Source organism: Streptosporangium sp. NPDC001559 (assembly GCF_042893955.1).
In the GTDB taxonomy this organism is placed as follows: Bacteria; Actinomycetota; Actinomycetes; order Streptosporangiales; family Streptosporangiaceae; genus Streptosporangium.
In genome coordinates this window covers 375,474-401,766 of the sequence record NZ_JBIAVG010000006.1, presented here as the reverse complement: position 1 = coordinate 401,766, position 26,293 = coordinate 375,474, and the positions used below count along the sequence as shown (strand labels likewise).

General features: G+C 69.9%; 22 protein-coding genes and 3 tRNA genes. 17 read left to right on the top strand and 8 right to left on the bottom strand.

Annotated features, from left to right (window positions below; translation table 11 throughout):
• Positions 1-3 precede the first annotated feature (3 nt).
• The 3 genes from ACFYY8_RS16940 to ACFYY8_RS16930 all read left to right on the top strand — a co-directional run bounded on the left by ACFYY8_RS16940 (position 4) and on the right by ACFYY8_RS16930 (position 2,669).
• Positions 4-1,296 (top strand): MFS transporter, encoded by a 1,293-nt coding sequence (locus ACFYY8_RS16940; RefSeq protein ID WP_390041617.1) that lies wholly within the window; start codon positions 4-6, stop codon positions 1,294-1,296.
• Positions 1,297-1,349: 53 nt separating this feature from the next.
• Complete coding sequence (locus tag ACFYY8_RS16935; protein WP_352011646.1) at positions 1,350-1,478, top strand: hypothetical protein; 129 nt, start codon at positions 1,350-1,352, stop codon at positions 1,476-1,478.
• A gap of 90 nt (positions 1,479-1,568) precedes the next feature.
• Positions 1,569-2,669, top strand: coding sequence for a HesA/MoeB/ThiF family protein (locus ACFYY8_RS16930; protein ID WP_390041613.1), 1,101 nt, complete (start codon positions 1,569-1,571; stop codon positions 2,667-2,669).
• Here ACFYY8_RS16930 and ACFYY8_RS16925 read toward each other — a convergent pair.
• From ACFYY8_RS16925 to ACFYY8_RS16915, 3 genes are read right to left on the bottom strand one after another with little or no spacing between them, the layout of a single operon-like run.
• Positions 2,648-3,649 carry a phosphotransferase enzyme family protein gene (locus tag ACFYY8_RS16925; protein ID WP_390041611.1) on the bottom strand — a complete coding sequence of 334 codons (1,002 nt, stop codon included), beginning with the start codon at positions 3,647-3,649 and terminating at the stop codon, positions 2,648-2,650. The two genes, ACFYY8_RS16930 and ACFYY8_RS16925, sit on opposite strands and share 22 nt — an antisense overlap.
• Positions 3,650-3,653: 4 nt before the next feature.
• Positions 3,654-4,301, bottom strand: a complete 648-nt coding sequence (locus ACFYY8_RS16920; RefSeq protein WP_352011643.1) for a response regulator transcription factor — start codon at positions 4,299-4,301, stop codon at positions 3,654-3,656.
• Entirely contained in the window at positions 4,292-5,539 is a 1,248-nt protein-coding gene (locus ACFYY8_RS16915) for a sensor histidine kinase (RefSeq protein ID WP_390041608.1), read from the bottom strand. The genes ACFYY8_RS16920 and ACFYY8_RS16915 overlap by 10 nt, the downstream gene beginning before the upstream one ends.
• Before the next feature lie 196 nt (positions 5,540-5,735).
• Between ACFYY8_RS16915 and ACFYY8_RS16910 the strand changes: the two genes are divergently transcribed.
• On the top strand, positions 5,736-7,037 hold the full coding sequence (locus ACFYY8_RS16910) for an acyltransferase family protein (protein WP_390041606.1): 1,302 nt from the start codon (positions 5,736-5,738) through the stop codon (positions 7,035-7,037).
• Positions 7,038-7,109: 72 nt separating this feature from the next.
• Entirely contained in the window at positions 7,110-9,602 is a 2,493-nt protein-coding gene (locus tag ACFYY8_RS16905) for a DEAD/DEAH box helicase (RefSeq protein ID WP_390041604.1), read from the top strand.
• Positions 9,603-9,842: 240 nt separating this feature from the next.
• On the opposite strand, the gene ACFYY8_RS16900 is transcribed toward ACFYY8_RS16905, so the two are convergent.
• Positions 9,843-10,220 (bottom strand): MmcQ/YjbR family DNA-binding protein, encoded by a 378-nt coding sequence (locus tag ACFYY8_RS16900; RefSeq protein ID WP_390041602.1) that lies wholly within the window; start codon positions 10,218-10,220, stop codon positions 9,843-9,845.
• A 54-nt stretch (positions 10,221-10,274) separates the two neighbouring features.
• Here ACFYY8_RS16900 and ACFYY8_RS16895 point away from each other — a divergent pair, with 54 nt between their 5' ends.
• Positions 10,275-10,799, top strand: coding sequence for a DUF2087 domain-containing protein (locus tag ACFYY8_RS16895; protein WP_390041600.1), 525 nt, complete (start codon positions 10,275-10,277; stop codon positions 10,797-10,799).
• Between the two features lie 24 nt (positions 10,800-10,823).
• Here the strand turns inward: ACFYY8_RS16895 and dusB are convergent, their stop codons facing one another.
• Positions 10,824-11,939: a tRNA dihydrouridine synthase DusB gene (dusB, locus tag ACFYY8_RS16890; RefSeq protein WP_390041597.1), complete on the bottom strand. Its 1,116-nt coding sequence runs from the start codon at positions 11,937-11,939 to the stop codon at positions 10,824-10,826.
• 78 nt (positions 11,940-12,017) lie between these two features.
• On the opposite strand from dusB, the gene ACFYY8_RS16885 reads away from it, so the two are divergent.
• The 4 genes from ACFYY8_RS16885 to ACFYY8_RS16870 all read left to right on the top strand — a co-directional run bounded on the left by ACFYY8_RS16885 (position 12,018) and on the right by ACFYY8_RS16870 (position 13,010).
• Positions 12,018-12,677 carry an ACT domain-containing protein gene (locus ACFYY8_RS16885; protein WP_390041594.1) on the top strand — a complete coding sequence of 220 codons (660 nt, stop codon included), beginning with the start codon at positions 12,018-12,020 and terminating at the stop codon, positions 12,675-12,677.
• 75 nt (positions 12,678-12,752) lie between these two features.
• Positions 12,753-12,824 (top strand) — tRNA-Gly (locus tag ACFYY8_RS16880).
• A 25-nt stretch (positions 12,825-12,849) separates the two neighbouring features.
• Positions 12,850-12,920, top strand: a tRNA-Cys gene (locus tag ACFYY8_RS16875).
• A gap of 15 nt (positions 12,921-12,935) precedes the next feature.
• Positions 12,936-13,010, top strand: a tRNA-Val gene (locus ACFYY8_RS16870).
• Between the two features lie 279 nt (positions 13,011-13,289).
• Here the strand turns inward: ACFYY8_RS16870 and ACFYY8_RS16865 are convergent.
• A complete protein-coding gene (locus ACFYY8_RS16865) occupies positions 13,290-13,562 on the bottom strand; it encodes a hypothetical protein (protein ID WP_390041592.1) in 273 nt (90 codons plus the stop codon).
• A 43-nt stretch (positions 13,563-13,605) separates the two neighbouring features.
• On the opposite strand from ACFYY8_RS16865, the gene ACFYY8_RS16860 reads away from it, so the two are divergent.
• The 4 genes from ACFYY8_RS16860 (at position 13,606) to ACFYY8_RS16845 (ending at position 16,265) form a co-directional block, all read left to right on the top strand.
• Positions 13,606-13,827, top strand: a complete 222-nt coding sequence (locus ACFYY8_RS16860) for a hypothetical protein (RefSeq protein ID WP_390041590.1) — start codon at positions 13,606-13,608, stop codon at positions 13,825-13,827.
• Positions 13,828-14,173: 346 nt separating this feature from the next.
• On the top strand, positions 14,174-14,716 hold the full coding sequence (locus tag ACFYY8_RS16855; protein WP_390041588.1) for an RNA 2'-phosphotransferase: 543 nt from the start codon (positions 14,174-14,176) through the stop codon (positions 14,714-14,716).
• A gap of 26 nt (positions 14,717-14,742) precedes the next feature.
• Positions 14,743-15,381: a hypothetical protein gene (locus ACFYY8_RS16850; RefSeq protein WP_390041586.1), complete on the top strand. Its 639-nt coding sequence runs from the start codon at positions 14,743-14,745 to the stop codon at positions 15,379-15,381.
• A gap of 119 nt (positions 15,382-15,500) precedes the next feature.
• Complete coding sequence (locus tag ACFYY8_RS16845) at positions 15,501-16,265, top strand: VOC family protein (protein WP_390041584.1); 765 nt, start codon at positions 15,501-15,503, stop codon at positions 16,263-16,265.
• A gap of 121 nt (positions 16,266-16,386) precedes the next feature.
• Here ACFYY8_RS16845 and ACFYY8_RS16840 read toward each other — a convergent pair whose 3' ends face one another.
• Together ACFYY8_RS16840 and ACFYY8_RS16835 are read right to left on the bottom strand one after the other, a co-directional pair.
• Positions 16,387-16,875 (bottom strand): hypothetical protein, encoded by a 489-nt coding sequence (locus ACFYY8_RS16840; protein ID WP_390041582.1) that lies wholly within the window; start codon positions 16,873-16,875, stop codon positions 16,387-16,389.
• Positions 16,876-16,969: 94 nt separating this feature from the next.
• Positions 16,970-18,748 carry an alpha/beta hydrolase gene (locus tag ACFYY8_RS16835; RefSeq protein ID WP_390041580.1) on the bottom strand — a complete coding sequence of 593 codons (1,779 nt, stop codon included), beginning with the start codon at positions 18,746-18,748 and terminating at the stop codon, positions 16,970-16,972.
• A 1,032-nt stretch (positions 18,749-19,780) separates the two neighbouring features.
• On the opposite strand from ACFYY8_RS16835, the gene ACFYY8_RS16830 reads away from it, so the two are divergent.
• The 3 genes from ACFYY8_RS16830 (at position 19,781) to ACFYY8_RS16820 (ending at position 26,272) form a co-directional block, all read left to right on the top strand.
• Entirely contained in the window at positions 19,781-20,779 is a 999-nt protein-coding gene (locus ACFYY8_RS16830) for an LLM class flavin-dependent oxidoreductase (RefSeq protein WP_390041578.1), read from the top strand.
• Positions 20,769-21,920 (top strand): LLM class flavin-dependent oxidoreductase, encoded by a 1,152-nt coding sequence (locus tag ACFYY8_RS16825; protein ID WP_390041576.1) that lies wholly within the window; start codon positions 20,769-20,771, stop codon positions 21,918-21,920. Before ACFYY8_RS16830 ends, ACFYY8_RS16825 begins: the two co-directional genes overlap by 11 nt.
• A gap of 524 nt (positions 21,921-22,444) precedes the next feature.
• Positions 22,445-26,272, top strand: a complete 3,828-nt coding sequence (locus tag ACFYY8_RS16820) for a Pls/PosA family non-ribosomal peptide synthetase (protein ID WP_390041574.1) — start codon at positions 22,445-22,447, stop codon at positions 26,270-26,272.
• The last annotated feature ends 21 nt before the right edge of the window (positions 26,273-26,293 follow it).

Below are 26,293 nucleotides of genomic sequence, written 5' to 3'. Positions count from 1 at the left end.
AGCATGAGCGCCCTCCGAAGGCTTATCCCAAAGTGGCTCACCGGCTCGGTATTAGGAAATCGGGAATTCCGGACTCTTTGGATAAGCCTTATCGCTTCCGTGGCCGGAGACCAGGTGTTTCCCGTCGCGGTCGTCGTCTCACTGCTCGACGCGGGCGGCACCGCCACGGAGGTCGGGGCGGTGCTCGCCTCGCGCTGGGCGGCTCTGGTCCTGTTCGGGCTCTTCGGCGGCGTGTGGGCCGACCGGCTGCCCAGACGGCACGTCATGCTCGCCTCGCAGGCGTTCCTGTGCTGCGTGGTCATGGCCGGCCTGGCGGGCGTCACCTCGGCCTGGGTGCTCGGCGGGATGGTCTTCCTCGCCGGGGCGGCCGAGGCCTTCTTCCGCCCCGCCTTCCAGGCGTGCCTCGGGTCGGTGCTCACCCCGGAGCAGCGGCCCGCGGGGGCGGCCCTCAACGCCGTCTCCTGGCGTGTCGGCGCCATCGCCGGTCCCGGTCTGGGCGCCCTCCTGGTCTCGTCGGCCCCGGTCAGGGCGGCCTTCGTCGCGGCTCTGGGGGCCTTCGCGTTCAGCCTGTGCGCCCTGGTCCTCCTGCGGGAGCCCGTGGTCGTCCGTACGGCCAGGGCCTCGGCCTGGCGGGAGATCGCCGAGGGGGTGCGTGAGGTCTGGCTGAGGCGCTGGATCGGGACCGTCATCGTGGTGACCGCGCTGCAGTCGATGCTCACGATCGCCCCGGCGCAGGTCCTGCTCCCGGTCCTGGCCAGGGAGAGCTTCGGGGGCGACGCCTTCTACGGGACCGGTCTCGCCCTGCTTTCCGTCGGCGGCCTGGCGGGAGGGGTGTTCAGCATGCTCTGGAAGCCCCGGCGGCCGGGGCTCGCGGCGATCACGGGACTGACGGCGTACGGGCTGGTGCCTCCGGCCCTGTGCTTCTCACAGGCTCCGTGGATCGTCTACGTCTGCTTCGCCCTGGCCGGGTTCGGGATCGAGGTCTTCTCGGTGCAGTGGGTGGTCTCGCTCCAGCGCGAGGTGCCCGCGGAACGGCTGGCGCGCGTGGTCTCGCTCGACTGGATCGCCGCCTCCGCGCTCACTCCTCTCGGCCTGATTCTCACCGGCCCCGCCGAGGCGGCTCTGGGAAGCGCGCCGGTTCTTCTGATGGCCGGTTTCGCGGGTGTCGCTCTGCCATTGACGGCCTTCCTGACTTCGGGAACGACATACTTCAGAAGTAAATACCGTCCAAATCCCACTAAAGCGAGAAAGAGGGTTGAAGTCGTTTCCGTCGCCTCCCATTATGATCATCAGTAAGACGGGACAGCTCGAAGGAAAGACCAGCACGACCGATTCGGATGGAGTGCGTGATGGCCGGAAACGACAAGAGCCCGAGGCCCACCGCGGGTGCGGCACAGATCAAGAGAAGAATCCGCATCCGCAGGCTCGACAAGATCGAGATGGCCGGTAACGTCGCCAGCAACTCCAGTGGCAACTGACACCTAGGGTTCCGGCCGGTCCGGTGTCTCCCGAGTGACGCCGGACCGGCCCAGTGAGGTCCTCCGGGGGAGGCCGTGCGGTTACCGAGAGTGAAGAAGGAGCACACCGCCTACCGGCTGGCGGACGGCAGAATCCGGATCGGCGGCCAGGTCTACGGTGTGGCGGAGGAGATCGAGGATCCGGACGGCCTGGTGTGGGAGGCGCTACGGGCGATGGACGGCACCCGAAGCCCCGCGGAGATAGCCGGACTCCTGACCGGCCTGCCCCCCGCCGAGGCGGCCGAACTGGTCGGCGAACTGATCCGCTCCGGTCACGTCGAGGACGCGGGGGCGAGCGCGCCCGAGGAGCTGTCCCCCCGCGAAAGGGAGCGCTACAGCCGCAGCCACGCCTTCTTCCGCTGGGCCGACCTCACCCCGAGAGAGCACGGCTGGGAGGCTCAGCTGCGGCTGCGCCGTGCCCGGGTCCTCCTGATCGGCCTTGGCGGCACCGGGGCGACGGCGGCGCAGGCCCTGGTGGCCTCCGGCGTCGGGACCCTGCACTGCGTCGATCCCGACCTGGTCGAACTCTCCAACCTCAACCGGCAGGTCCTCTACTCCGAACGGGACGTGGGCAGGCCGAAGGCCGAGACCGCCCTGGAACGGCTGCGCGCCCTCAACTCCGACGTGCGGATCACCGGCGAGCGGGCGCGGACCACCTCCCAGGAGGACCTGGCCCGGCTGATGGACGGCTACGACGTGGTGGCGCTGTGCGCCGACGAACCCGGCGGGCCCGGCGGGATCAGGGTGTGGACGAGCCGGGCATGCGCGGCCGCCGGGCTGCCGTGGGTCGGCGGCGGCTACAACGGCCCCTTCGTGACGGTCGGCGTCTTCCTGCCCGGACACGGGCTCTGCTACGAGTGCGTCATCGAGGCGCAGGAACGGCACAGGAACCTCCAGACCCCGCTGCACGCCGACTCCCTTGGCCTGTCCGTCGATCTCGGCGGCCCCGGCGTCACGGCCGCCTCCGCCGGGATCTCCGGTCACCTGGTCGCCAACGCGGTCGTCAGGACCATCACCCGCGTCCCCGAGATCCACGCGAACTTCATCCACGGCGTCAACCTGATCGCGCCCGACCAGCTCGTCTTCCGCGAGTACGGCGAGGCCGGAAGGTGCGACAGCTGCCGCGGGCCTCACAGCCTCCCGGACAGGTAGCGCTCGGCCAGCTCGCAGGTTCCCTCGGTGTAGGCGGCGCCGAGTTCGGCGGCGGTGTCCACGCCGGTGTGCGTGCCGATCCAGGCGACCAGCAGCAGACGGCGGAACATGACGAACGTCCAGACCTCCGCCTCGTCCCGCGCGGGCAGGGGGGTGACGGCGCGATAGCCCCGCAGCCAGGAGTCGACCAGTTCGGGGACCCTGGGGTCGTGCTCGATGAAGCTGAGCGCCGCGGCCAGGTCGTAGAGGTACCACCCGAAACCGCAGTCATCGAAGTCGATCACACTGGGTTCCCCGCCACCGGTCACCAGCAGGTTGGCCAGGCGCAGGTCCGCGTGGATCAGGCCGTAGCGCTCCGGGCCACGGCCGAAGCGGCGCAGCCGTTCCCGCAGCCGCGCGTCGAGCCTCCCCAGGACGGCACGGGCCCGGTCGTCGACGCCCACCCCGTCCCGCCAGCGGCCCCAGCGTGACTCGACGCCCAGGGCCGCGTCGTGATCCCAGTGGAAACGGGTGAACCAGGCGGGGGGCCGCCAGGCGCGCGCGTGCCGGTGCATCCGCGCGGTGAGCGCGCCCAGCCGCTCGAACCCGGCCACCAAGGCGTCGTCCTGGGGCGGTTCGGCGCCCGGCAGGAACTCGAACATCACGCAGTCGCGGGGCTGCGCGCCGGGAACGGTCAGCACCCGCCGTCCCCCGGGCGTGGGAATCACCTCGGGGGTCCTGACCCCGGCCTCGCGCCTGAGCGCCTCCAGCCACGCCAGCTCCGACATGATGGCCGGGGCCGAGTGGTAGCCGAGCCGGTGCACCCGCAGGATCCGGCGTTCCCCGGTCACCGGATCGTCGATCCGGTAGGTGGCGTTCTCCGAGACGTTGATCAGCGTGACCTCGGCGTCCGGCAGGCCGTACAGGCGGGCCGCCTCACGGGCGACGCCGTGCACCCGGGCCAGCACCGCCTCTCCGGCGGACAGGTCGTGGGCCCGCATGTTCCTAGGAGCGCAGGTAGGCCAGGACGGCCAGGACGCGGCGGTGCTGGTCGCCGTCCTCGGCGTAGAGGCCGAGCTTGGCGAAGATGCTGCGGATGTGCTTCTCGACCGCGCCATCGCTGATCACCAGCTGGCGGCCGATGGCCGGGTTCGACCTGCCCTCCGCCATCAGGCCGAGCACCTCGCGCTCTCTCGGGGTGAGCTGGGCGAGCGGGTCGTCGCGGCGGCGCCGTACCATCAGCTGCGCCACCACCTGCGGGTCGAAGACGGTGCCCCCGGTCGCGACCGCGCGCAGGCCCGCCATGAAGTCGTCGACGTCGACGACCCGGTCCTTGAGCAGATAGCCGACCGCGCCCCTGGCGTCGGCGAGCAGGTCGTCGGCATAGGAGACCTCCACGTACTGGGACAGGATCAGCACCGGCGCGCCCGGCACCCGCCTGCGCGCCTCGACGGCCGCCCGCAGGCCCTCGTCGGTGAAGCTCGGCGGCATCCTGACGTCCACGACCGAGACGTCGGGCCTGTGCTCGGCGACCGCCTCGATCAGCCGGTCACCGTCGCCGACGGCCGCCACCACCTCGCATCCGAACTCCTCGAGCAGCCTGATCAGGCCTTCCCTGATCAGGACTGCGTCGTCGGCCACGACTACCCGCACGGAACCTCCGCCACGATCACCGTCGGCCCGCCCAGCGGTGAGTCGACCGCGAGTGTCCCGTCGACCGCCTTGAGACGGTCGGTCAGGCCGGACAGGCCATGTCCCTTGGCGGTGTGCGCACCGCCGACCCCATCATCCCCGATGGTCAGCATGAGGACGCCACCGGCCTTGCTCAGCGTCACCGTGCAGACGTTCGCGTGGCTGTGCTTGGCCACGTTGGTCAGGGACTCGGCGACCACGAAGTAGACGGTGTTCTCGATCGCGGCGGCGAAGCGGCCGGTGATCTGGATGTCGAGCTCGACCGGGATCGTGCAGCGGCCGGCCAGCGCGGCGAGGGCGGGGGCCAGTCCCCGGTCGGTGAGGATGGGGGGCGCGATGCCCCGGGAGAGGGCCCGCAGCTCGTCCAGGGTCTCCCTGGTCGAGGTGATGGCCTGGCTGAGCATCTGCTCGACCGCCTGCGGGTCGCGCTTGAGCTGACGCTGGGCCCGGGACAGGTCCATGGCCAGGGAGACCAGGCGCTGCTGCGGCCCGTCGTGGATGTCGCGTTCGAGACGGCGCAGCGCGTTCGCCTCGGCGGAGACCGCGGCCGCCCGGCCCTGGGCCAGGTCGTCGATGCGCTCGTGCAGTTCGGCGACGCCGGTCAGCATGGCGCGGCCGAGGCCCGCCCGCACCAGCGCGGCGCCGTGCAGCATCAACGGCAGGGTGATGGCGAACAGCACCCCGATGGCGGTGTTGAACGCCACCTCGACCACGGCGCTGTCGCCGAACCCGAGCAGTTCGGCGAGTCCGTGGTTGTCCGGCATCCTGGCGATGGCCCATCCGTAGATCGGGTAGGTCAGCCCCAGGATCGTGCCCGCCCACCAGACGACCGCGACGACGAAGGTCAGGATGGCCAGCGGGAGGGACACGATCCCGTAGAGCAGGTCGAGCCACGACTGCCCGCTGGTCAGCGGGTTCACCATGCGGCGGAACGCTCCGGCGCGCTCCGGTGCCGGCCGGTAGCGCGGCCTGGGCACGGGACGGCCGAGAATCTCGGGCAACATCCTTCGCTCCACGTCGGCCATGCCGCGCGCCATCATGAGCGTTCCCGCCAGGATCGGCAGACCGACCCAGACGACCACCGTTCCGATACCCGCGGAGAAACCCACCACCGCCAGGACGAAGAAGACGAGGGAAAGCGGGAATCCGGCGATCAGATACCGGGTGTCGGAGCCGATGCGGCGCAAGACGGTTCTCATGCCGCCAACCGTATGAGCGCCGTAACGGTCCTTCGACCCTGCGTGCCGGTGTCGAGGGGTGGGGTTTTCCCTACCCCGGACAGGGGGGTGACGGCGAGGTCAAGACGGATGCGTGCGTTACTGCGCCGGCACGGGGCCGCGCGGGAGGGTCGTCTCACCGGCCCCTCCCCGAGTTCTTCCGAGAATCGAGATCCCCGTGACCCTCATCGCCCCCCGTCCGACGGCCCGCTCCGCACCGCCTCCTCCGGGACGTGACCCGTTCCTGGACGTTCTGCGTGTGTTCGGCATGGCCCTGGTCGTGCTCCAGCACTGGAGCATGCCGGTGCTCTCGTTCGCCGAGGGCCGGATCACCACGGGGAACGCGCTGGCGACGGGCTGGGCGTGGGCGATCACCTGGATCAGCCAGGTGATGCCGCTGGTGTTCTTCGCCGGGGGCGCGGCCAACGCGATCAGCTGGCGCGCGGCCGTACGGCGCGGGGAGACGATCCCGGTCTGGCTGGCGGCGCGGCTGCGCAGGCTGGCCCTGCCCGTCGTGCCGCTGGCCGCGGTCTGGATCCCGCTGCCGCACCTGCTGCTCGCCCTGGGCATTCCGCAGCAGCCGGTGGTCACCGCCGCACGCCTGGCCGGGCAGCTGCTGTGGTTCCTGGCGGTCTACCTGGTCGTGGTCGCGCTGACCCCGCGGATGCTCAGGCTCAACATGGTGTACGGCTGGCGCGTGCCCGTGGCCCTGTCCGCCGGGGCCGTGTTGGTCGACGTCGCGCGTTTCACCAGCGGGCTTGAGGTGATCGGGTTCGTCAACGTCGGGCTGGTCTGGCTGGCCGTGCACCAGCTCGGTTTCCTCTACGCCGACGGGCGCCTCGGCCGCCCCTGGCTGCTGGCGCTCGCCGGGTACGGCACGGCGGCCGCCCTGGTGGCCTTCGGCCCGTACCCGGGCAGCATGATCGGGATGCCGGGGGCCGCCGTCTCGAACATGGCGCCGCCGACGATCGCGCTGCTGGCGGTCGGCGTCGGCCAGATCGGGCTCACCGCCGCGCTGCGCCCGTGGATCACGGAGTTCGCGGGATGGCCGGGGGTCGCCAGGGCGCTGCGCTGGGCCGGTTCCAGGATGATGACCGTCTACCTGTGGCACATGAGCGCGTTGTTCGTGGTGGCCGCGGTGGTCGTGGTGGGTCTCGGTGTCTCGACGCCGGAGCCGGGGACGTCCGCGTGGCTGTCCGGATGGCCGCACTGGCTGCTCATGCTCGTCCTGGCGCTGTGGCCGCTGCTTCGGGGGTTCGCCAGGTTCGAGGCGCCCGGCGCGGCCTCGCCGTACCGGGGCGGGATGGCCAGGATCGTGGTGGCCGGGGCGCTGACCGGGGCGGGGCTGCTGATCTTCACCGTGATGGGCTTCGTTCCCGGGCCGGTGCCGATGGTGGGGGCGGGCATACTGGTGACGGGCCTGTTGCTCGGCCACTCCCCGGTTTCAAAGCCCCGTCAAATCCCGATTTATCAGGATTAAGTGGGGCGGTTCCGGCGTGTGGTGGCCGCCGGGCCGGTCCGACCACCTCCAGTTCTTCGGCAGTATTGAACCGTGAGCCTTGTAGATCGCCTGCCAGAAGAGATCGACGCCGACCCCGACGCCATCTTCGACGCCTTCGTCGAGTGGAACGCCGAGCGTGGGCTCACCCTCTATCCCGCCCAGGAGGAGGCGCTGATAGAGGTCGTCTCGGGCAACAACCTGATCCTGTCGACCCCGACCGGCTCGGGAAAGAGCCTGGTCGCGGCCGGAGCGCACTTCGTCGCGCTCACCCGGGACGTGCGCACCTTCTACACCGCGCCGATCAAGGCCCTGGTCTCGGAGAAATTCTTCGACCTGTGCGCGATCTTCGGCACCGAGAACGTCGGCATGATGACCGGGGACGCCAGCGTGAACCCCGGCGCCCCCATCATCTGCTGCACCGCGGAGATCCTCGCCAACGTCGCGCTGCGCGACGGCGCCCAGGCCGACATCGGCCAGGTCGTGATGGACGAGTTCCACTTCTACGCCGAACCCGACCGGGGCTGGGCCTGGCAGGTGCCGCTGATCGAACTGCCGAACGTGCAGTTCATCCTGATGTCGGCGACGCTGGGCGACGTCACCAGGTTCGAGGCCGATCTCACCCGCCGCACCGGCAGGCCGACCGCGGTCGTCAAGCACGCAGAGCGCCCGGTGCCCCTGATCTACTCCTACCGGCTCACCCCCCTCCACGAGACCCTGGAGGAGATGCTCACCACCAACCAGTACCCGGTCTACGTCGTCCACTTCACCCAGGCCGCGGCCATGGAGCGGGCACAGGCCCTGATGAGCATCAACATGTCGACCAAGGCGGAGAAGGAGGCCATCTCCGCCATGATCGGCAACTTCCGGTTCACCACGCGCTTCGGCCGCGCCCTGTCCCGTCTCGTACGGCACGGCATCGGCGTGCACCACGCGGGAATGCTGCCCAAGTACCGCAGACTGGTCGAACGGCTCGCCCAGGCGGGCCTGCTGAAGGTCATCTGCGGCACCGACACCCTCGGCGTCGGCGTCAACGTGCCGATCAGGACGGTGCTGTTCACCGCGCTGAGCAAATACGACGGCAACAAGGTACGGCGACTGCGCGCCCGCGAGTTCCACCAGATCGCCGGACGCGCGGGCCGGGCGGGCTTCGACACCATCGGTTACGTCGCCTGCCAGGCCCCGGAGCACGTCATCGAGAACGAACGGGCCCTGGCCAAGATCGGTGACGACCCCAAGCGGCGGCGCGGCTACTCCCGCAAGAAGCCCCCGGAGGGCTTCGTCGGCTGGAGCGAGGAGACCTTCGAGAAGCTGCAGACCGCCGAACCCGAACCGCTGACCTCCCGGTTCAAGGTCAGCAACGCGATGCTCCTGGCGGTGATCAACCGGCCGGGCGACTGCTACGCGGCGATGAAACACCTGCTCACCGACAACCACGAGGACCGCAGGCTGCAGCGGCGGCACATCAGCCAGGCCATCGCGATCTACCGCTCCCTGCTGGCCGGCGGCGTGGTCGAGAAGCTTCCCGAGGCCGACGAACAGGGCAGGATGGCCCGGCTCACCGTCGACCTGCAGGAGGACTTCGCACTCAACCAGGCGCTGTCCACCTTCGCCCTCGCCAGCCTCGAACTGCTGGACATGGAGTCGCCCTCCTACGCCCTGGACATGGTCTCGATCATCGAGTCCATCCTCGACGACCCGAGGCAGATCCTGTCCGCCCAGCTCAACAAGGCCAGGGGGGAGGCCGTCGCGCAGATGAAGGCCGACGGCGTCGAGTACGACGAGCGGATGGAACTCCTCAACGAGGTCACCTACCCGATGCCGCTCGCCGACCTGCTACTGGGCGCCTACGAGACCTACCGCCGCGGCCACCCCTGGGTCGGCGACTACACCGTCAGTCCGAAGTCGGTCGTCAGGGACATGTACGAACGGGCGATGACCTTCGCCGACTACGTCCAGTTCTACGAGCTGGCCAGGTCGGAGGGCACCGTACTGCGCTATCTCGCCGACGCCTACCGCACCCTGTCACGGACCATCCCCGAGCACCTCAAGACCGAGGACCTCATCGACCTCATCGAATGGCTCGGCGAACTGGTCCGACAGGTCGACTCCAGTCTCCTGGACGAGTGGGAGCAGCTGCAGAACCCCTCCGGCGAGATCGAGGCGCCCTCCCTTGAGGAGAGGACCAAGCCCGTCACCGCCAACAGCCGCGCCTTTCGGGTGCTGGTGCGCAACGCGATGTTCCGGCTGGTCGAGCTGGCCGCCGTGGAGAAGGAGGAGGAACTGGCCGAGCTGGCCCCCGACGTCGACTGGGGAGCCGCGCTCGACGCCTACTACGACGACCACGACGAGATCGGCACCGGCCCCGACGCCCGTGGCCCCGGCCTGCTCCGCATCGAGGAGGAGAAGGAGTTCTGGCGGGTCCGCCAGGTCATCGCCGACCCGGCGGGCGACGGCGACTGGGGCATCGACGCCCAGGTCGACCTGGGCGCCTCCGACGAGGAGGGACGCGCCGTCGTGCATGTGATCGGCCTGAACCGGCTGTGATCCTTTGCTCCGCCTGGCGGCGTCGCGGGCTGTGTCCCTTTGCGACGCCTGGCGGCGTCGCGGGCTTGGGCGCCCTGAGTCGGTGTCTTCCCTCGTCGTTCGTCCGCTGCGCTCCCTCACTCCTCAGTCCAGACACCGACGCGCCCAAGCCGAAACCCCTCAGGCACGGCACCGGGGCGAACCTCGGGCATGACGCCGGGGGGCTCGGGCGGGAGGCGGTCGGTGGTGTTCGCCGGGGTTTCAGTCGTCCACGAGGTCCGGGGACAGAGGGACCAGGCCCAGGCGGCGTTCGTGGTCGGCGGCCAGAGAGCGGGGGGCGGTCAGGCACCAGGCCTCGGTGACCGCCTCGGTCAGCTCCTCGGGGTCGGCCAGCGACAGGCGGATCTCGACCCAGCCGAACTGGCCGCTGGTCCACGATCGCCCGTAGACCTCCGGGTTCTCGCCGACCATCGCCGCCTGCTCGGCCAGGGTCGCCTTGAGCTGCGCGCTCTGCTTGGCCTCCGACAGGTAGCCGAACCCCTTGCCCCTCACCCTGAGCCCGACCCACTCCTCACTGTGCTGGACCAGCTCGACCTCCGGCAGCGAGGACGCGATCCGCAGGAACTCATCAGGGCTCACTCCGCGACTGTGCATGGTGCAGAACTACCAGAGGGGACCGACAAGAATGGGGGCATGAGCGACGAGGCGATCAGGCAGGCGCTCGGCCTGCTCTACCAGGAGGACACGCTGCGAGTCTTCTCCACCCTGGTCCTGGGAGGCGCCCCCGAGGAGGCCGGGCCCGACAGGCAGGTCGTGCGGCGGGCGCTGGACAGGCTGGAGCGTGGCGGGCTTGCCGTACGGGATGAGAAGGGGAACTGGGAGGTGCGGCGGGAACGGTTCCGTGAGCTGCTGCACGCCTCGGCCAAACCCGCCGAACCCGCGGTCTCGGCTGAGGAGAGGATTCTGCGGTCCTTCCTCGTCGAGGGACGGCTCAGGGCGATCCCCAGCAAACGGGACAAGCAGCTGGTCGTGCTGAACTACATCGTCCAGGTCTTCGAACCCGGGGTCCGCTACCCGGAGAAGGACGTGGACGTCACGCTGCGCGCCTTCCACGACGACTACGCGGCGCTGCGCCGCTATCTGGTGGACGAGGGGCTGCTGAGCCGGGAGAACAACGTCTACTGGCGCAGCGGCGGCCCGGTCGACACGGTCCGCTGACCGGGCCCGGGTCGTGGGCTCCGGTCAGCCGCCCGAGACCTCAAGTTCGGCGTCTGGAACGACGATCTCGTAGGGGTCGTCCAGCCAGCCGGCGGGCAGGTGGACGCGCTCGCGCGGATGGGTCTTGCCGCGCGGGGTGTCGGCGCCCTCGGGCCAGGGCTGGACGGGGTCCAACTCGGCCAGTCCCTGCCTGAGATCGGCCAGACTCTCCGTGGTGGCCAGGCGGCGGCGCAGGTCGGCGCCGACCACGAAGCCCTTGAGGTACCAGCCGACGTGCTTGCGGAAGTCGGCGACGGCGTGCTGCTCGCTGCCGAAGCACTCGGCGAGCAGCGTCGCGTGCCGGTCCATCGTCGCGGCGACCTGTCCCAGCGTCGGCCGGGCCAGTTCGGCACCGCCGGCGCACGCCGCCGCCAGGTCCGCGAACAGCCAGGGACGCCCCAGACAGCCCCGGCCGACGACGACACCGTCGCAGCCCGTCCGCGCCATCATCCGCATGGCGTCCTCGGCGCTCCAGATGTCACCGTTGCCGAGCACCGGGATCTCGGTCACCGCCTCCTTCAGCCGCGCGATGGAGTCCCAGTCGGCCGTCCCGCCGTAGTGCTGCACCGCCGTACGGCCGTGCAGGGCGACCGCGGCGATCCCCTCCTCGACGGCGATGCGCCCGGCGTCCAGGTAGGTGAGGTGGTCGTCGTCGATGCCCTTGCGCATCTTCATCGTCACCGGCAGTGTCCCCGCGTTGCGCACGGCCTCACGCAGAATGGCCCGCAGCAGGTTCCGCTTGTACGGCAGCGCCGACCCACCGCCTCGCCGGGTCACCTTGGGCACTGGGCAGCCGAAGTTGAGGTCGACGTGGTCGGCCAGGTCCTCCTCCGCGACCATGCGGACCGCCCTGCCCACGGTCACCGGATCGACCCCGTAGAGCTGGAGGCTGCGCGGACTCTCGCCGGGACCGAAGCGGATCATCTTGAGCGTCTTGGCATTGCGCTCGACCAGCGCCCTGGTGGTGATCATCTCGCAGACGAACAACCCCCCGCCCTGCTCCCGGCACAGCGTACGGAACGGCGCATTGGTGATGCCCGCCATGGGGGCGAGGACCACCGGAGGCCAGACCTCGAGCGACCCCAGTTTCAACGACTCCACCTGGTGTTTTTACCGCACCAAGCCCGATGGGACGAATTCCGCCTGGATAGGGTGGACCCACGCTGACAGTGGCTGACGGTGGAGGACAGGATGCTCCTGCGGCTGCGGATCACCCTGCCCGACCAGCCGGGATCCCTGGGAAGGGTCACCCGTGCCCTCGGCGCCGCCGGAGCGGACATCACCCAGATCGTCGTGCTTGAGCGCGGAGACGGGCAGGCGGTGGACGACGTCACCGTCTTCTGGCCGGACGCCTCGCCCAGGGAGTCGCTGACGGAGAGCCTGCGCGAGGTGCCCGGGGTCGTCGTCGAGGGTGTCTGGGGCACCCGGGAGGCGCCGGGCACCTACCCCGAGCTGGAGATCCTCAAATACGTCACCACGGCGGGAGACCGTGCCCTGGCCACGCTGATCGACTCCATGCCGGTGCTGTTCAGCGCCGACTGGGCGGCCGTGGGAACCGAGGAGGAACCCCACGTCGTCGTGCACGCCAGCTGGCGGGCACCCTCACAGGTCCCCTTTCCCGCCGAGTCTCCGGGGCGTCCCACGGCCTTCACTCTCGGCGGTCTGCACGTGGTCGCGGCCCCGCTGCCACCGCTGGCCCTGACCCTGCTGCTGGCCCGCGCCGAGGGTCCCGCCTTCCACCGTATCGAGGTGCACCGGCTCACCCGGATCCTGGAGATCTTCCTCACCCTGCCCTCCGTCGAACGCGGTTTCGCCCGTCGTCTCCGCGGCTCCGGCTGACCGCGGTTACGCAAGCACTCGGAAAACCCGCTAGAGTTCTCTCGTTGCCGCAGGGAGAACACCCGGCGAAAACACGCGGAAGTGGCTCAGTGGTAGAGCATCACCTTGCCAAGGTGAGGGTCGCGGGTTCGAATCCCGTCTTCCGCTCGAAGGGTCTTCGGGCTCTCACTCCGGTGGAGTGGCCGAGAGGCGAGGCAACGGCCTGCAAAGCCGTGTACACGGGTTCAAATCCCGTCTCCACCTCTGGTTCTTCGACGAGGACGATTAGCTCAGCGGGAGAGCGCTTCCCTGACACGGAAGAGGTCACAGGTTCAATCCCTGTATCGTCCACCAGAATTCACCGCCAGGCCCGGCCTGGTCGACAGAAGACGAAGCCCCAGACTCTCGGCGCGCGCCGAGAGTCTGGGGCTTTTTGTCGTTCCCGGCCGACCCCACCGCCCGGCTCTCCTCCTGCGACCGGGCGACGGCCGGAATCCCCGGCGCCCACGGCTTGCGGCCCGGGAGCGTGCCGGCCCATCATGACGAACATGATCTATAGGAAGGGTGGCCGCCGCCCCAGCCGGTGAACCCCGGCACGTGGAAGCCGGGCGACGATCACCCCACCTTCCTGGCTCACGCGCTCACGATGTCCCTGCGGTACGGTCCGGCCCCTGGCCTCCGGACGTCTGCCGGCTCCCCGACGACCCGCCTCACCCCGCCGACGAGGCGCCGTTCATCAGCGACGCCGTCATGGACGGCATCCGGACCCACCACTTCGGCAGCGGCCCCGACACCGACGCCGTCACCGAGGTCGCCGACCTGCTCGCCGTGCTGGTCGTCGACCCGGCCCACGCCGGCCTGGTAGCGGCCGCACGAACGGCTCGCCACCGTCTCGGCGCTCGGCATCGCCGACGACCTGGTGGAACGGATCGGTTCACGGCGGCTACCCGTGAACCGTCTTCGCGAGGTCGGGCGGCGTCTGGCCGAACACGGCACCCGCCGTGACACCGTCGAGATCGGCGTCGTGCTGCTCGGTGCCTGCGGTGACGAACGCGATCGGGAGCCGCCGCTCCCGCCGCAGGCCGAACGGCTCAGCCGCCTGGCCGACCTGGCGGACATTACGGGTTCGGTGACGGGTACGGGCCGGACCGGCCTCTGGAAGCCGTCGTGAGTGGGCTGGACGCCTTCCCGGTAAGAGCTGCCGCTGATCGACGGGCGCTGCGCAACCGGGTCACCCGGGTCCGGCGCTCCGCCCTGGCCGCCCTGGCCGCCCTGGCCGTCTGGCCCGAGGAGGCCGTACCCGATCAGGCCCAGGACTGGGTACGGCGGGCGTCGAGCCGGACGAGGGTACCCGCACCGAGATGCTCGCCTTCCTCCGGGACCGGTAACCGGACGAACGCCGGGGCGGGCGAGCGCGAAAACGTGTTGGCCCGCCCCGTGCGGACGCGTGAGAATCCATGGGAAACGGTGGAAGCCGTCCACTCGGAGCACGGGTGCGGCGTCTTGGAAAGGCTGTGATGGACGAACGGCGGACGGTGCGGATCTCCAAATATCTCGCCAAGCACCTGCGGCACCGGCCGGAGCGGATCGGGATCACCCTCGACGCCGGTGGCTGGGTCGGGGTCGACACGCTCCTGACGGCCGCCGCCGCGCACGGCTTCCCCTTCTCCCCGGCCGAGTTGGAGCAGGTGGTCGCCGACAACGACAAACGGAGATACGTCATCGAGGACGGCCGCATCCGGGCCAACCAGGGCCACTCCGTCACCGTCGATCTCGGCCTTCCCGTGGCGGAGCCGCCCGCGGCTCTCTACCACGGCACGGTCGCGCGCAATCTGGCCGCGATCCGCACCGAGGGGTTGCGGCCGATGAACCGCCACCACGTGCACCTCTCCCCCGACCGGGAGACCGCGACCCGGGTCGGATCCCGCAGGGGTGTCCCGGTCGTCCTCGTCGTGGACGCCGCGGCGATGCGAGCCGCGGGTCACGAGTTCCGGATCAGCGCCAACGGCGTCTGGCTCACCGACCACGTTCCCCCGTCGTTCCTGCGCCTTCCCGGATGACACGCTCTTCCCGGACGGGACAGCGGATGCGGATCAGCCGTGTACGGCTCGGCCGCGACGAGTACCGGGTGCTGCGGCCCGACCGGCCACCACGACGCGCCTTCCTCTACGACGACGGGGGCTGGGCCTTGACCATGCACGTGGATCGTGAGGCGGCGGCCGTACTGGCCGTGGCGTGGGGCCTGGCCGCGCGTTCCCGTCACTCGTTGGTCCACCTGCCCGTGCGGGCCAACCTCCCGCCGGAGGAACCGGTTCCTGACTCCGCTGTGGAGCCCCTGGACCTGGTGCTCGTCCACCACTCCATGCGGTTCCCCCCGTCGCGCTGGCCCGCCGTACGGGCCAGGCTGGGGACGGGGCTCCCGCACACCGTGTCGCTTCCCGAGGACGTCTTCCCCGACGCGGACGTGATCGACCACGACAGGGTCGCCCACCGGGAGTATCGCGACCACCTCGACTTCGCCGTGGCCGCCAGGACGCTTTTCGTCGTCGGCGGTCCCGAGGCGTTCCGGCGCACGGGCGCCACCATGATCCGCCCGCTGGTCACCGAGGCCCCCTCCTATCTGGCGGAACGGCCGGACGGCCACTTCTGCGCGGAGATCGACTTCGGTCGGCGGAGACGCTCGGGCAGTCTGCACGTCGAATACCGGCTGACCTGGGCCCTCTGAGCGCGCGCCGGGAATTGTCGGTCGTCTCTGCGAGGCTGTGCGCGATCCGAAGGGGGCGCTTCCCGCAGTAGTGGTCCCCGGAGGACACGTCCTTGATCCTCCTCCTCAGGAAGCACACCATGATCACCACTGACCACGTTCCCGGCGCCCCCGGCTGGATCGACCTGGGGTCTCCCGACGTCGCGGCCTCTGCCGCCTTCTACGGCTCCCTGTTCGGCTGGAGTTTCCAGGCCGCCGGCCCCGAGGCCGGAGACTACGGTTTCCTCCAGCTCGACGGGAGGACCGTCGCCGCCGTCGGGCCGCTCGACGCGGGGGCGACCTCCGCCTGGACGCTCTACTTCGGCACCGACGACGCCGATGCCACGGCCAAGGCCGTCGAGCAGGCGGGCGGCACGGTGCGCTTCGGTCCCCACGACGTCTTCGGCGAGGGGAGGATGGCCGGCTTCACCGACCCCGAGGGGGCCGAGTTCGCCGTCTGGCAGCCCATCGCGACCACGGGCTTCGACCTGGTCACCGCTCCCGGCTCCCTGACCTGGACCGAACTGTACGTCCCGAATCCCGACGCCGCCCGCTCCTTCTACCAGACGGTCTTCGGGTGGCGGACTCAGGAGACGCCGTTCGGCGACATGACCTACGTCGTGGTCTCCCCCGCCGAGGGAGAGAACGCCGACCAGGGTGGGCTCATGCCGCTTCAGGAGGGTGGCAGGCCGCACTGGCTGCCCTACTTCGAGGTCCCCTCCTGTGACACGACCGTGGCCCTGGCCGAGCAGCTCGGCGGGGCCGTCCATGTGCCCGCCTCGGATGTGCCCGGGGTCGGCCGTTTCGCCGTGCTCGCCGACCACCACGGCGCCCTGTTCGCCGTCATCACCAGCACCACCGCCTGAGGCCCCCGAACCGCCCGGCCGTTTCACCGGACGGCCGGGCTCCGGGCTGTTTTCGACTAGGCAGAGCCTTGGTGCACAGCCGTTCGCCCCGGGGACAGCCCGATGGCGGTCAGAGAAGAGGTCAGGGGCCAGACGACGGCTCCGGTGTTCCGTTCGGCCAGACGCAGTACGAGGTAACTCCCAGGCTCAGCACGGTGTCGTCTTCGGGACCGGTGGGAGACAGGGAGAGCAAGAAGTCATCAGGTTTGGAACGCCCTGAGACGTTGAGACCGTTCGCCGAAGCCACCTCAATGTAGTGGCCCTGCTTTTCCCAATATCGCCTGACCTGTTTGGCGACCTCCAGAACCTGGTCTTTGGCAATTCCATCCAGGTAGTACGACCGGTTGATCACTACACGCTTCTCCGACCCCTCGTCGGTGGGGTCCAGGCAGGGATTGACGTTGAGGCTGGGAGGATAGAGCCTCATCCGGGGTTCGGGACTGATCGCACCAACTGTCTCCTTGATGAGTTCTTCAACCCTGGCCAACGCCTGATCCTGGGTGATCGTGGGTTTGTTCACAGCCTGCTCTCCGGTACATCCGACAACCAGGAAGACGACAGATAGAGCCATTACCAAAAGGCGCGCTTCTCTCCCTCTAAGTGAGGAAAGAAGATGCCTGACATGGAGGCGATCCAAACCTGGACGACAACGCATTTCCCCATCCCTAAGGTTCAGATACGGCAGCGGCGTCAGGAGCGATCTCTTTCGTTCCGAACATCCCCGAAGGCTGGGTGACGTAACCGTACTGCCCATTGATCAGATATCCAATGTTCTTGAGCGAAGGAGAGTCGCTCTCCCAGTACTTGGAGTGCGTCTCACCGCTGTAAAGACCAAGCTTTCCCGTGACGTAGAATCGCGCCGCACCGAATGAAGGAGAGCTGGGATCGACCCCAAGCGCGCCTCCTTCAATCTTGAGGCCCAGGCTGGAGAAAATAGACTTGAGAAAATCGGCGTTGACCCCTAGATCACCCACCGGATCGTTTGGCCCTTCCCCCACCCAAACGGAGTCAACTCCCAGATCTTTGGCCTTCAGGGCCCCGACTCCCGGGCTTCCCACAAAAATCAGCTGATCCGCGAATGCGTGTCGGCGTTTCTGAGCTGCCAGGCCGGTCACCGTCGAACCGTAGCTGTGCCCCAAGACGGTAAATCGAGCATCGGAGGCAGCTTCGTGCGCGGCGCGTAGCCCGTCGGTGAAGCTGGCAAGCAATGGAGCTCCGTTAATCGCGGCCAGCGGTAGAGCGGGTGTCCCGCTCGGTTCCGCAATACTGCCCCACTGCGGCGCCTCGTATCCCAGCCATGCGATGGAGGCGACTTTCTTTCCCCCGCTAGACTCGTTCGCCTGGTCCCAGGTGATGGCCGCACGGTAGGCATCGGATTTAGCATCCCCAAAACCATCCAACTTGGTTCCGGTTCCAGGGACGTATACGGCTACGTTGTCCGCATCGTCGGGATTCCCAAATGAAACAGCGGTCTTCCCCAGGCCCCCCAGCTCCAGTTGTAACAGCATGACAGGGGGGCGACCGTTCTGGCCCCCGAGTGCCAGGCTTTCCTCCACGGATGCGATTTGCCGCAGTCTCAGCTCCAGGTCCTTGATGGCTGCGGCGTTCTTCCCGAGAGACTGCAGCGCCTGTGCTCTCTGCACAGGATTAGCGGATATCTGACGTGGGTCACGCGTTGAGCTCTGCTGTTCCACCAGGGTTCTCAACGTTTTCTCCAGCTCCGCCGACGACACACGCAACCGCTCCAGCTCTGGTTTGATCGTGGCCTTCTGGTCGGCCAGGTGTTTGCGGTTGGCCTGGTCGCGGACTGTGGCGGGGAGGCCGTTCAGGGCGCCCAGCAGGCCTGGAGAGGCGGCGATCAACCGGTCCTGGGCGGTCTTGTCCAGTTCACGCCACCACACGGTGAGCCTGGCGGCCAGAGTCGCGTCCTCCCCCGTGTCCTGCAGGTCCTTCAGCGTTTTCAGCGCCGTGACGTCCCCCCTCCCGGCGGTGGACATCAGCCTGTTGATCTCGCCCGGGACTGGTGCGTGCCCGCCGAAGAGCCCGAAGGCGGCCGTCGCCCTGCTGGCCGTACCGACGTCGTGCGTCTGCTGGATCGTGGTCAGCCGCTGACGCAGGTCACGCGCCTGTTCGTCCGCCCAGACCCCGGCGTCGAGGACCTGGCTTCCGGAGGGGGAGGAAACGCAGAGCGCGGACAACTCGGCGCCGAGTCGTTGCCCCGCGCGAGGTAGTTCCTGCCCTGCGCGTTGGAGGTCGGCCACCATGCGGGTCATGGCGGCTATGTCCATTCCGGAGAACGCTCCCGGCACAGGGGCCATCACGCTGATCGAGGTCGAGAAGGAGGGGACGTACGCCTGTCCGCCGAGTCGTCTGATCCGCTGGGCTATTTCCTGGGCCGCCTCCGTGAAGGCCGCCTGGAGGGCCGTACGCCGGGTGGTGAGCATTTCGTGGAACTTCGGAGCGCCTCCGCCGACCCATGCGTGGGCGGCCATGCACCGCGCGCACGAGTCGAGCATCGAGGCGTGGTCTGCTCCCAGCCGTACAATCCGCGATAACGCGGCTTCCAATTCCCCCGTCGCGTTCCCCGCCACAGTGCGTCAGGGTCCCATACAGGCCCATGAAGATCAAGCTTGGCCCTGAAGTCACTAAACCGATAATTCATCTCACAAGCCTCATTGGCTCCCCCGTCGGAGATCTGGAAATCACCAGACGTATACAACCGACGAGAAGAGCGGATGGATTCGTTCGCGGCACCCCCCGCGGATGGAATTGTCACCTTATTGACGATCACGGCGGCCACCGGGCCACCACGAGGGTTCGCATGAGCGCCAGGCCGTAGCCGTACTCGACGGCCGAGGTCGCCTCGGTCGGCGAGGGCCGAAGGACGCATCGGCCTTCTCAGAGCCCCGGGCGATGACGACGGAGGGCCCGCAAGGGCGACCGGCGGCGGGCCTGGTAGGACGTGGCGGAGAAAGTCGATTTCGTCCTGTCCGTAAAGCCCGCGGAGCATCGAAGAGACATCTACCGCGGAGCGCGCTCAACGGAATCGCGGAGCCTGCCGCCACGCGGTCGCCGCGTCCCGCCGGGAGCCGTGACGTGGACCGACGTCACGGGGGTTCGCCCTGGCGGCGGCGTGTGGCGGGTGACCCTGAAGGCTTCGGCAGTGGTCGGTGGAAGAGGCGGGGTGTCTGAAACCTCACAACCGCCATCTTTTGTGGGAAATATCGGGCTCTTCGTGGATTTTGTGGGTTTTTATCTTACGATCACTGTCTGGGGACCCCTGTCCGGCGGCGGGAAAAGTGAGCCCTCCTCGCCGGACGCAGCACCGAAACACGTTTCCGCAGGACTGAACCCTGAAGTCCCTACGCAGAAAGGATTTCGATGACTGTTCGTTCCGGTATGCACCGGAGTGACGCGCTTACGTCCCCTTTCGCCGCTCCGAGGTTTTCCGTGGCGATTCAGCAGGGGGCTCGCACGTGAGACCCGAGTTCCATCTGACCCTGCCCGCAGAGGACGGCACGAGCACCTTCCCCACGTTGCCGGGGTTCGTCACCGACGTACGGCCCAGCGCGTCGGGGCCTTACGAGCGGCTGGCCAGGATCGGCAGGGCGGCCGAGCTGGCCGGGCTGGGCGGGGTACTGGCGCCCTTCGCCCCCGCGGGACAGGACTCGCTGATCGTGGCCGGAGGGCTGCTGCGCGGTTCCCGGCACATGCGGGTCGCGGCGGAGTTCCACGCGGGGATCGCGACCCCGGTGTACGCGGCCAAGCTGTCGGCGTCGCTGCAACGCTTCTCCGGCGACCGTCTCGACTGGCGGCTGGCCGTCGACCTCGATCCCCGGGTGGCCCGCTCCCAGGGCGACTTCGTCGAGGGCACGGAACGTTACGCCCGCGCCGAGGAGTTCCTCACCGTGGCCAGGGGGGTGTGGCACGAGGAGGACTACGGTTTCGCCGGGCGTTTCTACGAGGTGCTCGGCGGAGGCCTGCTGTTCCCCCTCTCCGGCCGGGAGTTTCCCCGCGTCCAGCTCTCCGGCACCTCGGCCGAGGCGATGTCGCTGTCCGCGCGCCACGCCGACCTGCACGTCTTCGGCCCCGAGGACGACCTGGACGCCGCGATCGCCGAACTGCAGACGCTCGCCGCCCAGTTCGGCCGCGACCTGGCGTACGGCCTGCGCCTGCCGGTGCTGGCCAGGGAGGACGACGACGAGGCGCGCAGAGACGCCCTGCGGCTGTGGCTCCTGCGCTCGGGAACACGGGAGACCTTCCCCGAGCCGGAACGCGGCACGAGGCTGTGGCACGGATTCGGGGGTGCGGGCCTGGTCGGGTCCTACGAGAACGTCGCCGCGGCGATCCGCGGTTACCTCGACAGGGGTGTCTCCGCGTTCTTCCTGGAGGTGGAACCACACCTGGAGGAGACCTACCGGCTGGGAGAACACCTGCTCCCGCTGTTGGCTAAGGAGATCCATAATGCCGGTTGACTTCTACTGGCGAATGGCCATGGAGGGCGACCAGCCGTCGCTGCGCAGGAAGGGGACCGCGAGCCGGGGCGGTTTCACCCCCGGCGCGGTCGGCGGGCTGGCGCCCGGCCTCAGGCACGGCAAGCCCGACGGCTACAGTCACATCGACTATCTGGCGGAGGTGGCCAAGGCGACGGAGGCGTCCGGTTTCGTCGGGGCGTTGCTGCCCTCCTTCCCGCACACCGACGACCCGTGGGCCGCCGCGGCGGCGCTCGCCAGGGAGACCAGAACCTACCGGTTCATGATCGCCTTCCAGCCCGGGTTCCTGCACCCGGTGCAGGCGGCGCGGATGACGGCGAGCCTGCAGCTGGCCACCGGTGGGAGGACGGTCTACAACGTCATCTCGGGCGGTGGCGGCCCGCAGCAGCTGTGGTGGGGGGACAAGGTCGAGCACGACGACCGCTACGCCCGTACCTCGGAGTTCCTCGACGTGCTCAGGGGGGTCTGGTACGCCGCCGACCACTCCTACGACCACGAGGGTCGCTTCTACCGGGTGCGGGGCGGCGGCCTGCCCCCGGCGCTGGCCGGGCAGCCGTTCCCCGAGGTCTTCTTCACCGGCTCGTCGAAGGCGGCGATCGCCGCGGCGGGCAGGCACGCCGACTACTACCTGTCCTGGCTGGAGCCCCCGGCCGCGCTGGCCGCCAAGTTCGAGCAGGTGCGCGAGCACAGTGTGGGCGTCGGCCGTGCTCCGAGGTTCGCCGTACGGCTCGACGTGCTGGCCAGGGAGACCGAGGAGGAGGCCTGGCAGGAGGTCGAGCGCGGCTGGTCGCAGCCCGGCCCCGCCGCGACCCCGGCCTACGTCGGGCTGGGCGACTCCGTTGGCTGGCAGCGGGGTCAGAACATGGGCTCCGGCGGGAACGGCGCGCGGGACGGTTACCGCGCGCTTGAGACCTCACCCAACGTGTGGGGCGGGTTCCACGTGCTGCGCGCGGGCCCCGCCTTCGGGCTGGTCGGTGACTACCGGCAGGTGGCGGCGCGGCTCGACGAGCTGATCGGGCTCGGCGTCGAGGCGTTCGTCCTGGGCGGGGTGCCTCACCTCGAGGAGGCCTACCGGGTCGGGGCGCACGTCCTGCCGCTGCTGCGCGGCGCCACCGTACGATAGCCCGGAAGGTGTGACCGGGGCGGGGGCCCTGGTCCTCCGGAACCGGGGAAGATCCCAATCTCCCACGTCCGGAAATATCGGCTCTCCTCTCTCTTTAATTAACCTTGCCTTCCTAAAGTGTGAACAAATAATTGCCACGGTGATCGACGGGGCATCGTGTGCCCACGACGGCGGCAAGACGCGGGAGTTTCTCGTCACACACAACGGGGAGAACAGCCGCCGACAATCGGGTTAACTTCCGGGAAAGCCTTCGGACCTGCGACAACGTCACCCGGCCTGCTTCCTGGCCCACCTACGGAAAGTGGTAGGAATCACACTTCCCGTACAGCCCCACACACCATGATCGCTTTGATCCGGGGAAGTCGTGACCCCCATTGACCAGCCATAACGTCAAAAACCCGAAAATGTCTGAATAGCGGGTGTTCTAGGATCGTCGGATGGCGACGGCAACGAGTGGACTCACAGGGAGTCACATGCGGCGAGCGTAATCCGGCGCGCGCCTCGGTCGTCCGACTGGAGAGACCTTGCATCCGACCACGGTGGACATCGAGCACGCCCCGGCCCAGGCGACCCTTTCGGGAGGGCCCGCCGCGCCCGCCCGCACGCTGATCGACATCCTCGACGAGACCACGCGGCGCCACCCCGACGCCGCCGCCCTCGACGACGGGCGGACCAGGCTCGACTACACCGGCCTGCGCGAGCGGGTGGACCGGATGGCGCGGGAACTGCGCGCGGCGGGCGTAGGACGCGGCGACCGGGTCGGCATCCGGGTGCCCTCCGGCACCGTCGACCTCTATGTCGCGATCCTGGCCACGCTGACGGCGGGCGCGGCCTACGTGCCGGTCGACGCGGACGACCCCGAGGAGCGGGCCGAGCTGGTCTTCGGCGAGGCCGCGGTGAGCGCCGTCGTGGGCGAGGGCGCGGCGATCACGATCTCCGGTCCCCTCGGCGGTTCCCTGAGTCAGGAGTCGGCCGCGCCTCCCGGCCCCGACGACGACGCGTGGATCATCTTCACCTCGGGTTCGACGGGCAAGCCGAAGGGCGTCGCGGTCTCCCACCGCAGCGCGGCGGCGTTCGTCGACGCCGAGGCCGGCCTGTTCCTGACCGGCGAGCCGCTGGGACCGGGAGACCGGGTACTGGCCGGGCTCTCCGTCGCCTTCGACGCCTCCTGTGAGGAGATGTGGCTGGCCTGGCGGCACGGAGCCTGCCTGGTCCCCGCGCCCCGCGCACTGGTGCGCACCGGCATGGACCTGGGCCCATGGCTGACCGAGATGGGCATCACGGTGGTGTCCACGGTGCCGACGCTGGCCGCGCTCTGGCCGGTCGAGACACTCGACGACGTCCGGCTGCTGATCTTCGGCGGGGAGGCGTGCCCGCCCGAGCTGGCCGAGCGGCTGGCCGTACCGGGGCGGGAGGTGTGGAACACCTACGGGCCCACGGAGGCGACCGTGGTGGCGTGCGCCGCCCCGCTGACCGGGGAGGGGCCGGTGCGGATCGGCCTGCCGCTGGCCGGGTGGGAACTGGCCGTCGTCGACGCGGGCGGCGACCCGCTGCCCATGGGCGAGACCGGCGAGCTGGTCATCGGCGGCGTCGGCCTGGCCCGCTACCTGGACCAGGCCAAGGACGCCGAGCGGTACGCCCCGCTGGTCTCCCTCGGCTGGGAGCGCGCCTACCGCAGCGGTGACCTGGTGCGGGCCGAACCCGAGGGGCTGCTGTTCGTCGGCCGGGCGGACGAGCAGGTCAAACTGGGCGGACGCCGGATCGAGCTGGGTGAGGTCGACTCCGCCCTGCAGGCGCTGCCCGGCGTCGCGGGGGCCGCGGCCGCGGTGCGCACCACCGGTGGCGGGCACCAGCTGCTCGTCGGCTACGTCGTGCCCGGCGAGGGGTTCGACCAGGCGGACGCCAGGAAGAGGCTGCTCGAAGCGCTGCCCGCCGCGCTGGTCCCGCGTATCGCGCTGGTCGAGGAGCTGCCGACCCGCACCTCGGGCAAGATCGACCGTGACGCCCTGCCCTGGCCGCTGCCCCGGCGGACGCAGCAGCAGGTGGACGTGGACCCGTGGGTGGCCGAGTGCTGGCAGAACGTCCTCGGCGGGACCGAGGGCGACTTCTTCGCCGAGGGCGGCACCAGCCTCGCCGCGGCCCGGCTGGTCTCCGCGCTGCGTGAGCGTCACCCCTCGGTGACCGTCGGGGACGTCTACGAGCACCCGACGCTGCGGCGGCTCGCCGCGCACCTGTCGGCCGGGGACTCCACGGAGACGGCGACCACGAAGCGGGTCGTCGCGCCGATGCCGCGCCGCGCCTCGCTCGTGCAGGCGGCGCTCACCGTGCCGTTGCTCACCGCGGGCGTGCTGCGCTGGCTGGTCGGCCTGGTCGCGCTGACCAATCTGATCGTGCCCGGCGCGCCCGTCGTCTCGTGGTGGTGGGTGCTGGCCGGGACGGTGCTCTTCGTCTCCCCCGCCGGGCGGATCGCGCTGGCCGCGGGCACGGCCAGGCTGCTGCTGCGGAACCTGCGCCCCGGCTCCTACCCGCGGGGCGGCTCGACGCACCTGAGACTGTGGTTCGCCGAGCGGCTCGCCGAACGGCTCGGGGTCATGGAACTGTCGGCCGCGCCCTTCCTGACCCATTACGCGCGGGCGCTCGGCGCCCAGGTGGGCGCGGACGCCGACCTGCACTCCGCCCCGCCCGTCACCGGCATGCTCAAACTGGGCAGGAACGCCGCCGTCGAGCCCGAGGTCGATCTGAACGGCTACTGGATCGACGGCGACCGGGTGCGGGTCGGCGAGATCAAGATCGGCGCCTCCGCCACGATCGGCGCCCGCTCGACCCTGTTCCCCGGCGCGAGGGTCGGCAAGAACGCGCAGGTCGCTCCGGGCTCGGCGGTCGCGGGCGCCGTCCCGGCCGGGGAGCGCTGGGCCGGGGCTCCCGCGATCAGGATGGGCAAGGCGCGCCACACCTCGGGAAGCAGGCCGCCGCGCTCCCCGCGCTGGGCCGCCGTCTACGGCCTGTCCGCGCCGCTGCTCGGCCTGGTTCCCGTCGTCGCCGCGCTGCCCGCGCTGGTCGTGCTGATGGGCGGGGCCCCCGCCTCACCCGCCGAACTGCTGTACCGGGTGCCGGTCGCCACCCTCGTCTGGATGGCCTGCACGGCCCTGTCGATCCTGGTCCTGGTACGGCTGCTCGCGATCGGCCTGCGGCCGGGCAGTCACCCGGTGCACAGCCGCCAGGCCTGGCAGGCGTGGGCGACGGGGCGGCTGATGTCGATGGCCCGGGTCTGGCTGTTCCCGCTGTACGCCAGCATGGCGACCCCCGTCTGGCTGCGCGCCCTCGGCATGCGGGTCGGCAGGGACGCCGAGCTGTCCACGGTGCTGGCGCTTCCCTCGATGACCTCCGTCGGGGACGGCGCGTTCCTCGCCGACGACACGATGGTCGCGCCGTACGAACTGGACGCCGGGCGGCTGCGGGTCGGCCAGGTGCGGATCGGCAAGCGCGCCTTCCTCGGCAACTCGGGGATGACCGCCCCCGGCCGCAAGGTGCCCAAGGACGGGCTGGTCGCGGTGCTGTCCGCCGCGCCGAAGAAGGCCAAGGCCGGTTCGTCCTACCTGGGCATGCCTCCGGTCGAGCTGCGCCGTACCGCCGAGGAGACCGACCGCAGCCGCACCTACGACCCGCCCGCCCGGCTGCGGGCCGCCCGTGCCGCGGTCGAGCTGTGCCGTGTCGTGCCCGCGATGTGCACGGTCGCGCTCGCCGTGCTCGTGGCGCTGTGCCTGCTGTGGCTGACCCGTTCGTACGGCTTCGCGGTCGCGGCGCTGCTGGGCGGGGTGGTCCTCCTCGGCGCCGGGGTGCTGGCCGCCGCGGTCACCACCGTGGCCAAGTGGGTCCTGCTCGGCCGGATCGCGGTGGGCGACCGGCCGCTGTGGAGCTCGTTCGTCTGGCGCAACGAGCTGGCGGACAACTTCACCGAGGTGCTGGCCGCGCCCTGGTTCGCCAGGATGTGGCTGGGTACCGCGCCGCTGAACCTGTGGCTGCGTTCGATGGGCGCGCGCGTCGGCCGGGGCGTGTGGTGTGAGACGTACTGGCTGCCGGAGATCGACCTGGTGACCCTGGGCGACGGGGTCTCGGTGAACCGGGGCTGCGTGTTGCAGACCCACCTGTTCCATGACCGGGTCATGAGCATCGATACTGTCGTTCTGCGGGACGGGGCGACGCTCGGCCCGCACGGGGTGGTGCTGCCCGCGGCGACGATCGGGGAGAACACCACGGTCGGACCGGCGTCCCTGGTGATGCGCGGCGAGTCGGTGCCTCGGGCGACCCGCTGGTTCGGCAACCCGATCGCGGCGTGGCACAAGCGCGCGTAGGCGTCCCCGCGTCGCAGGAAG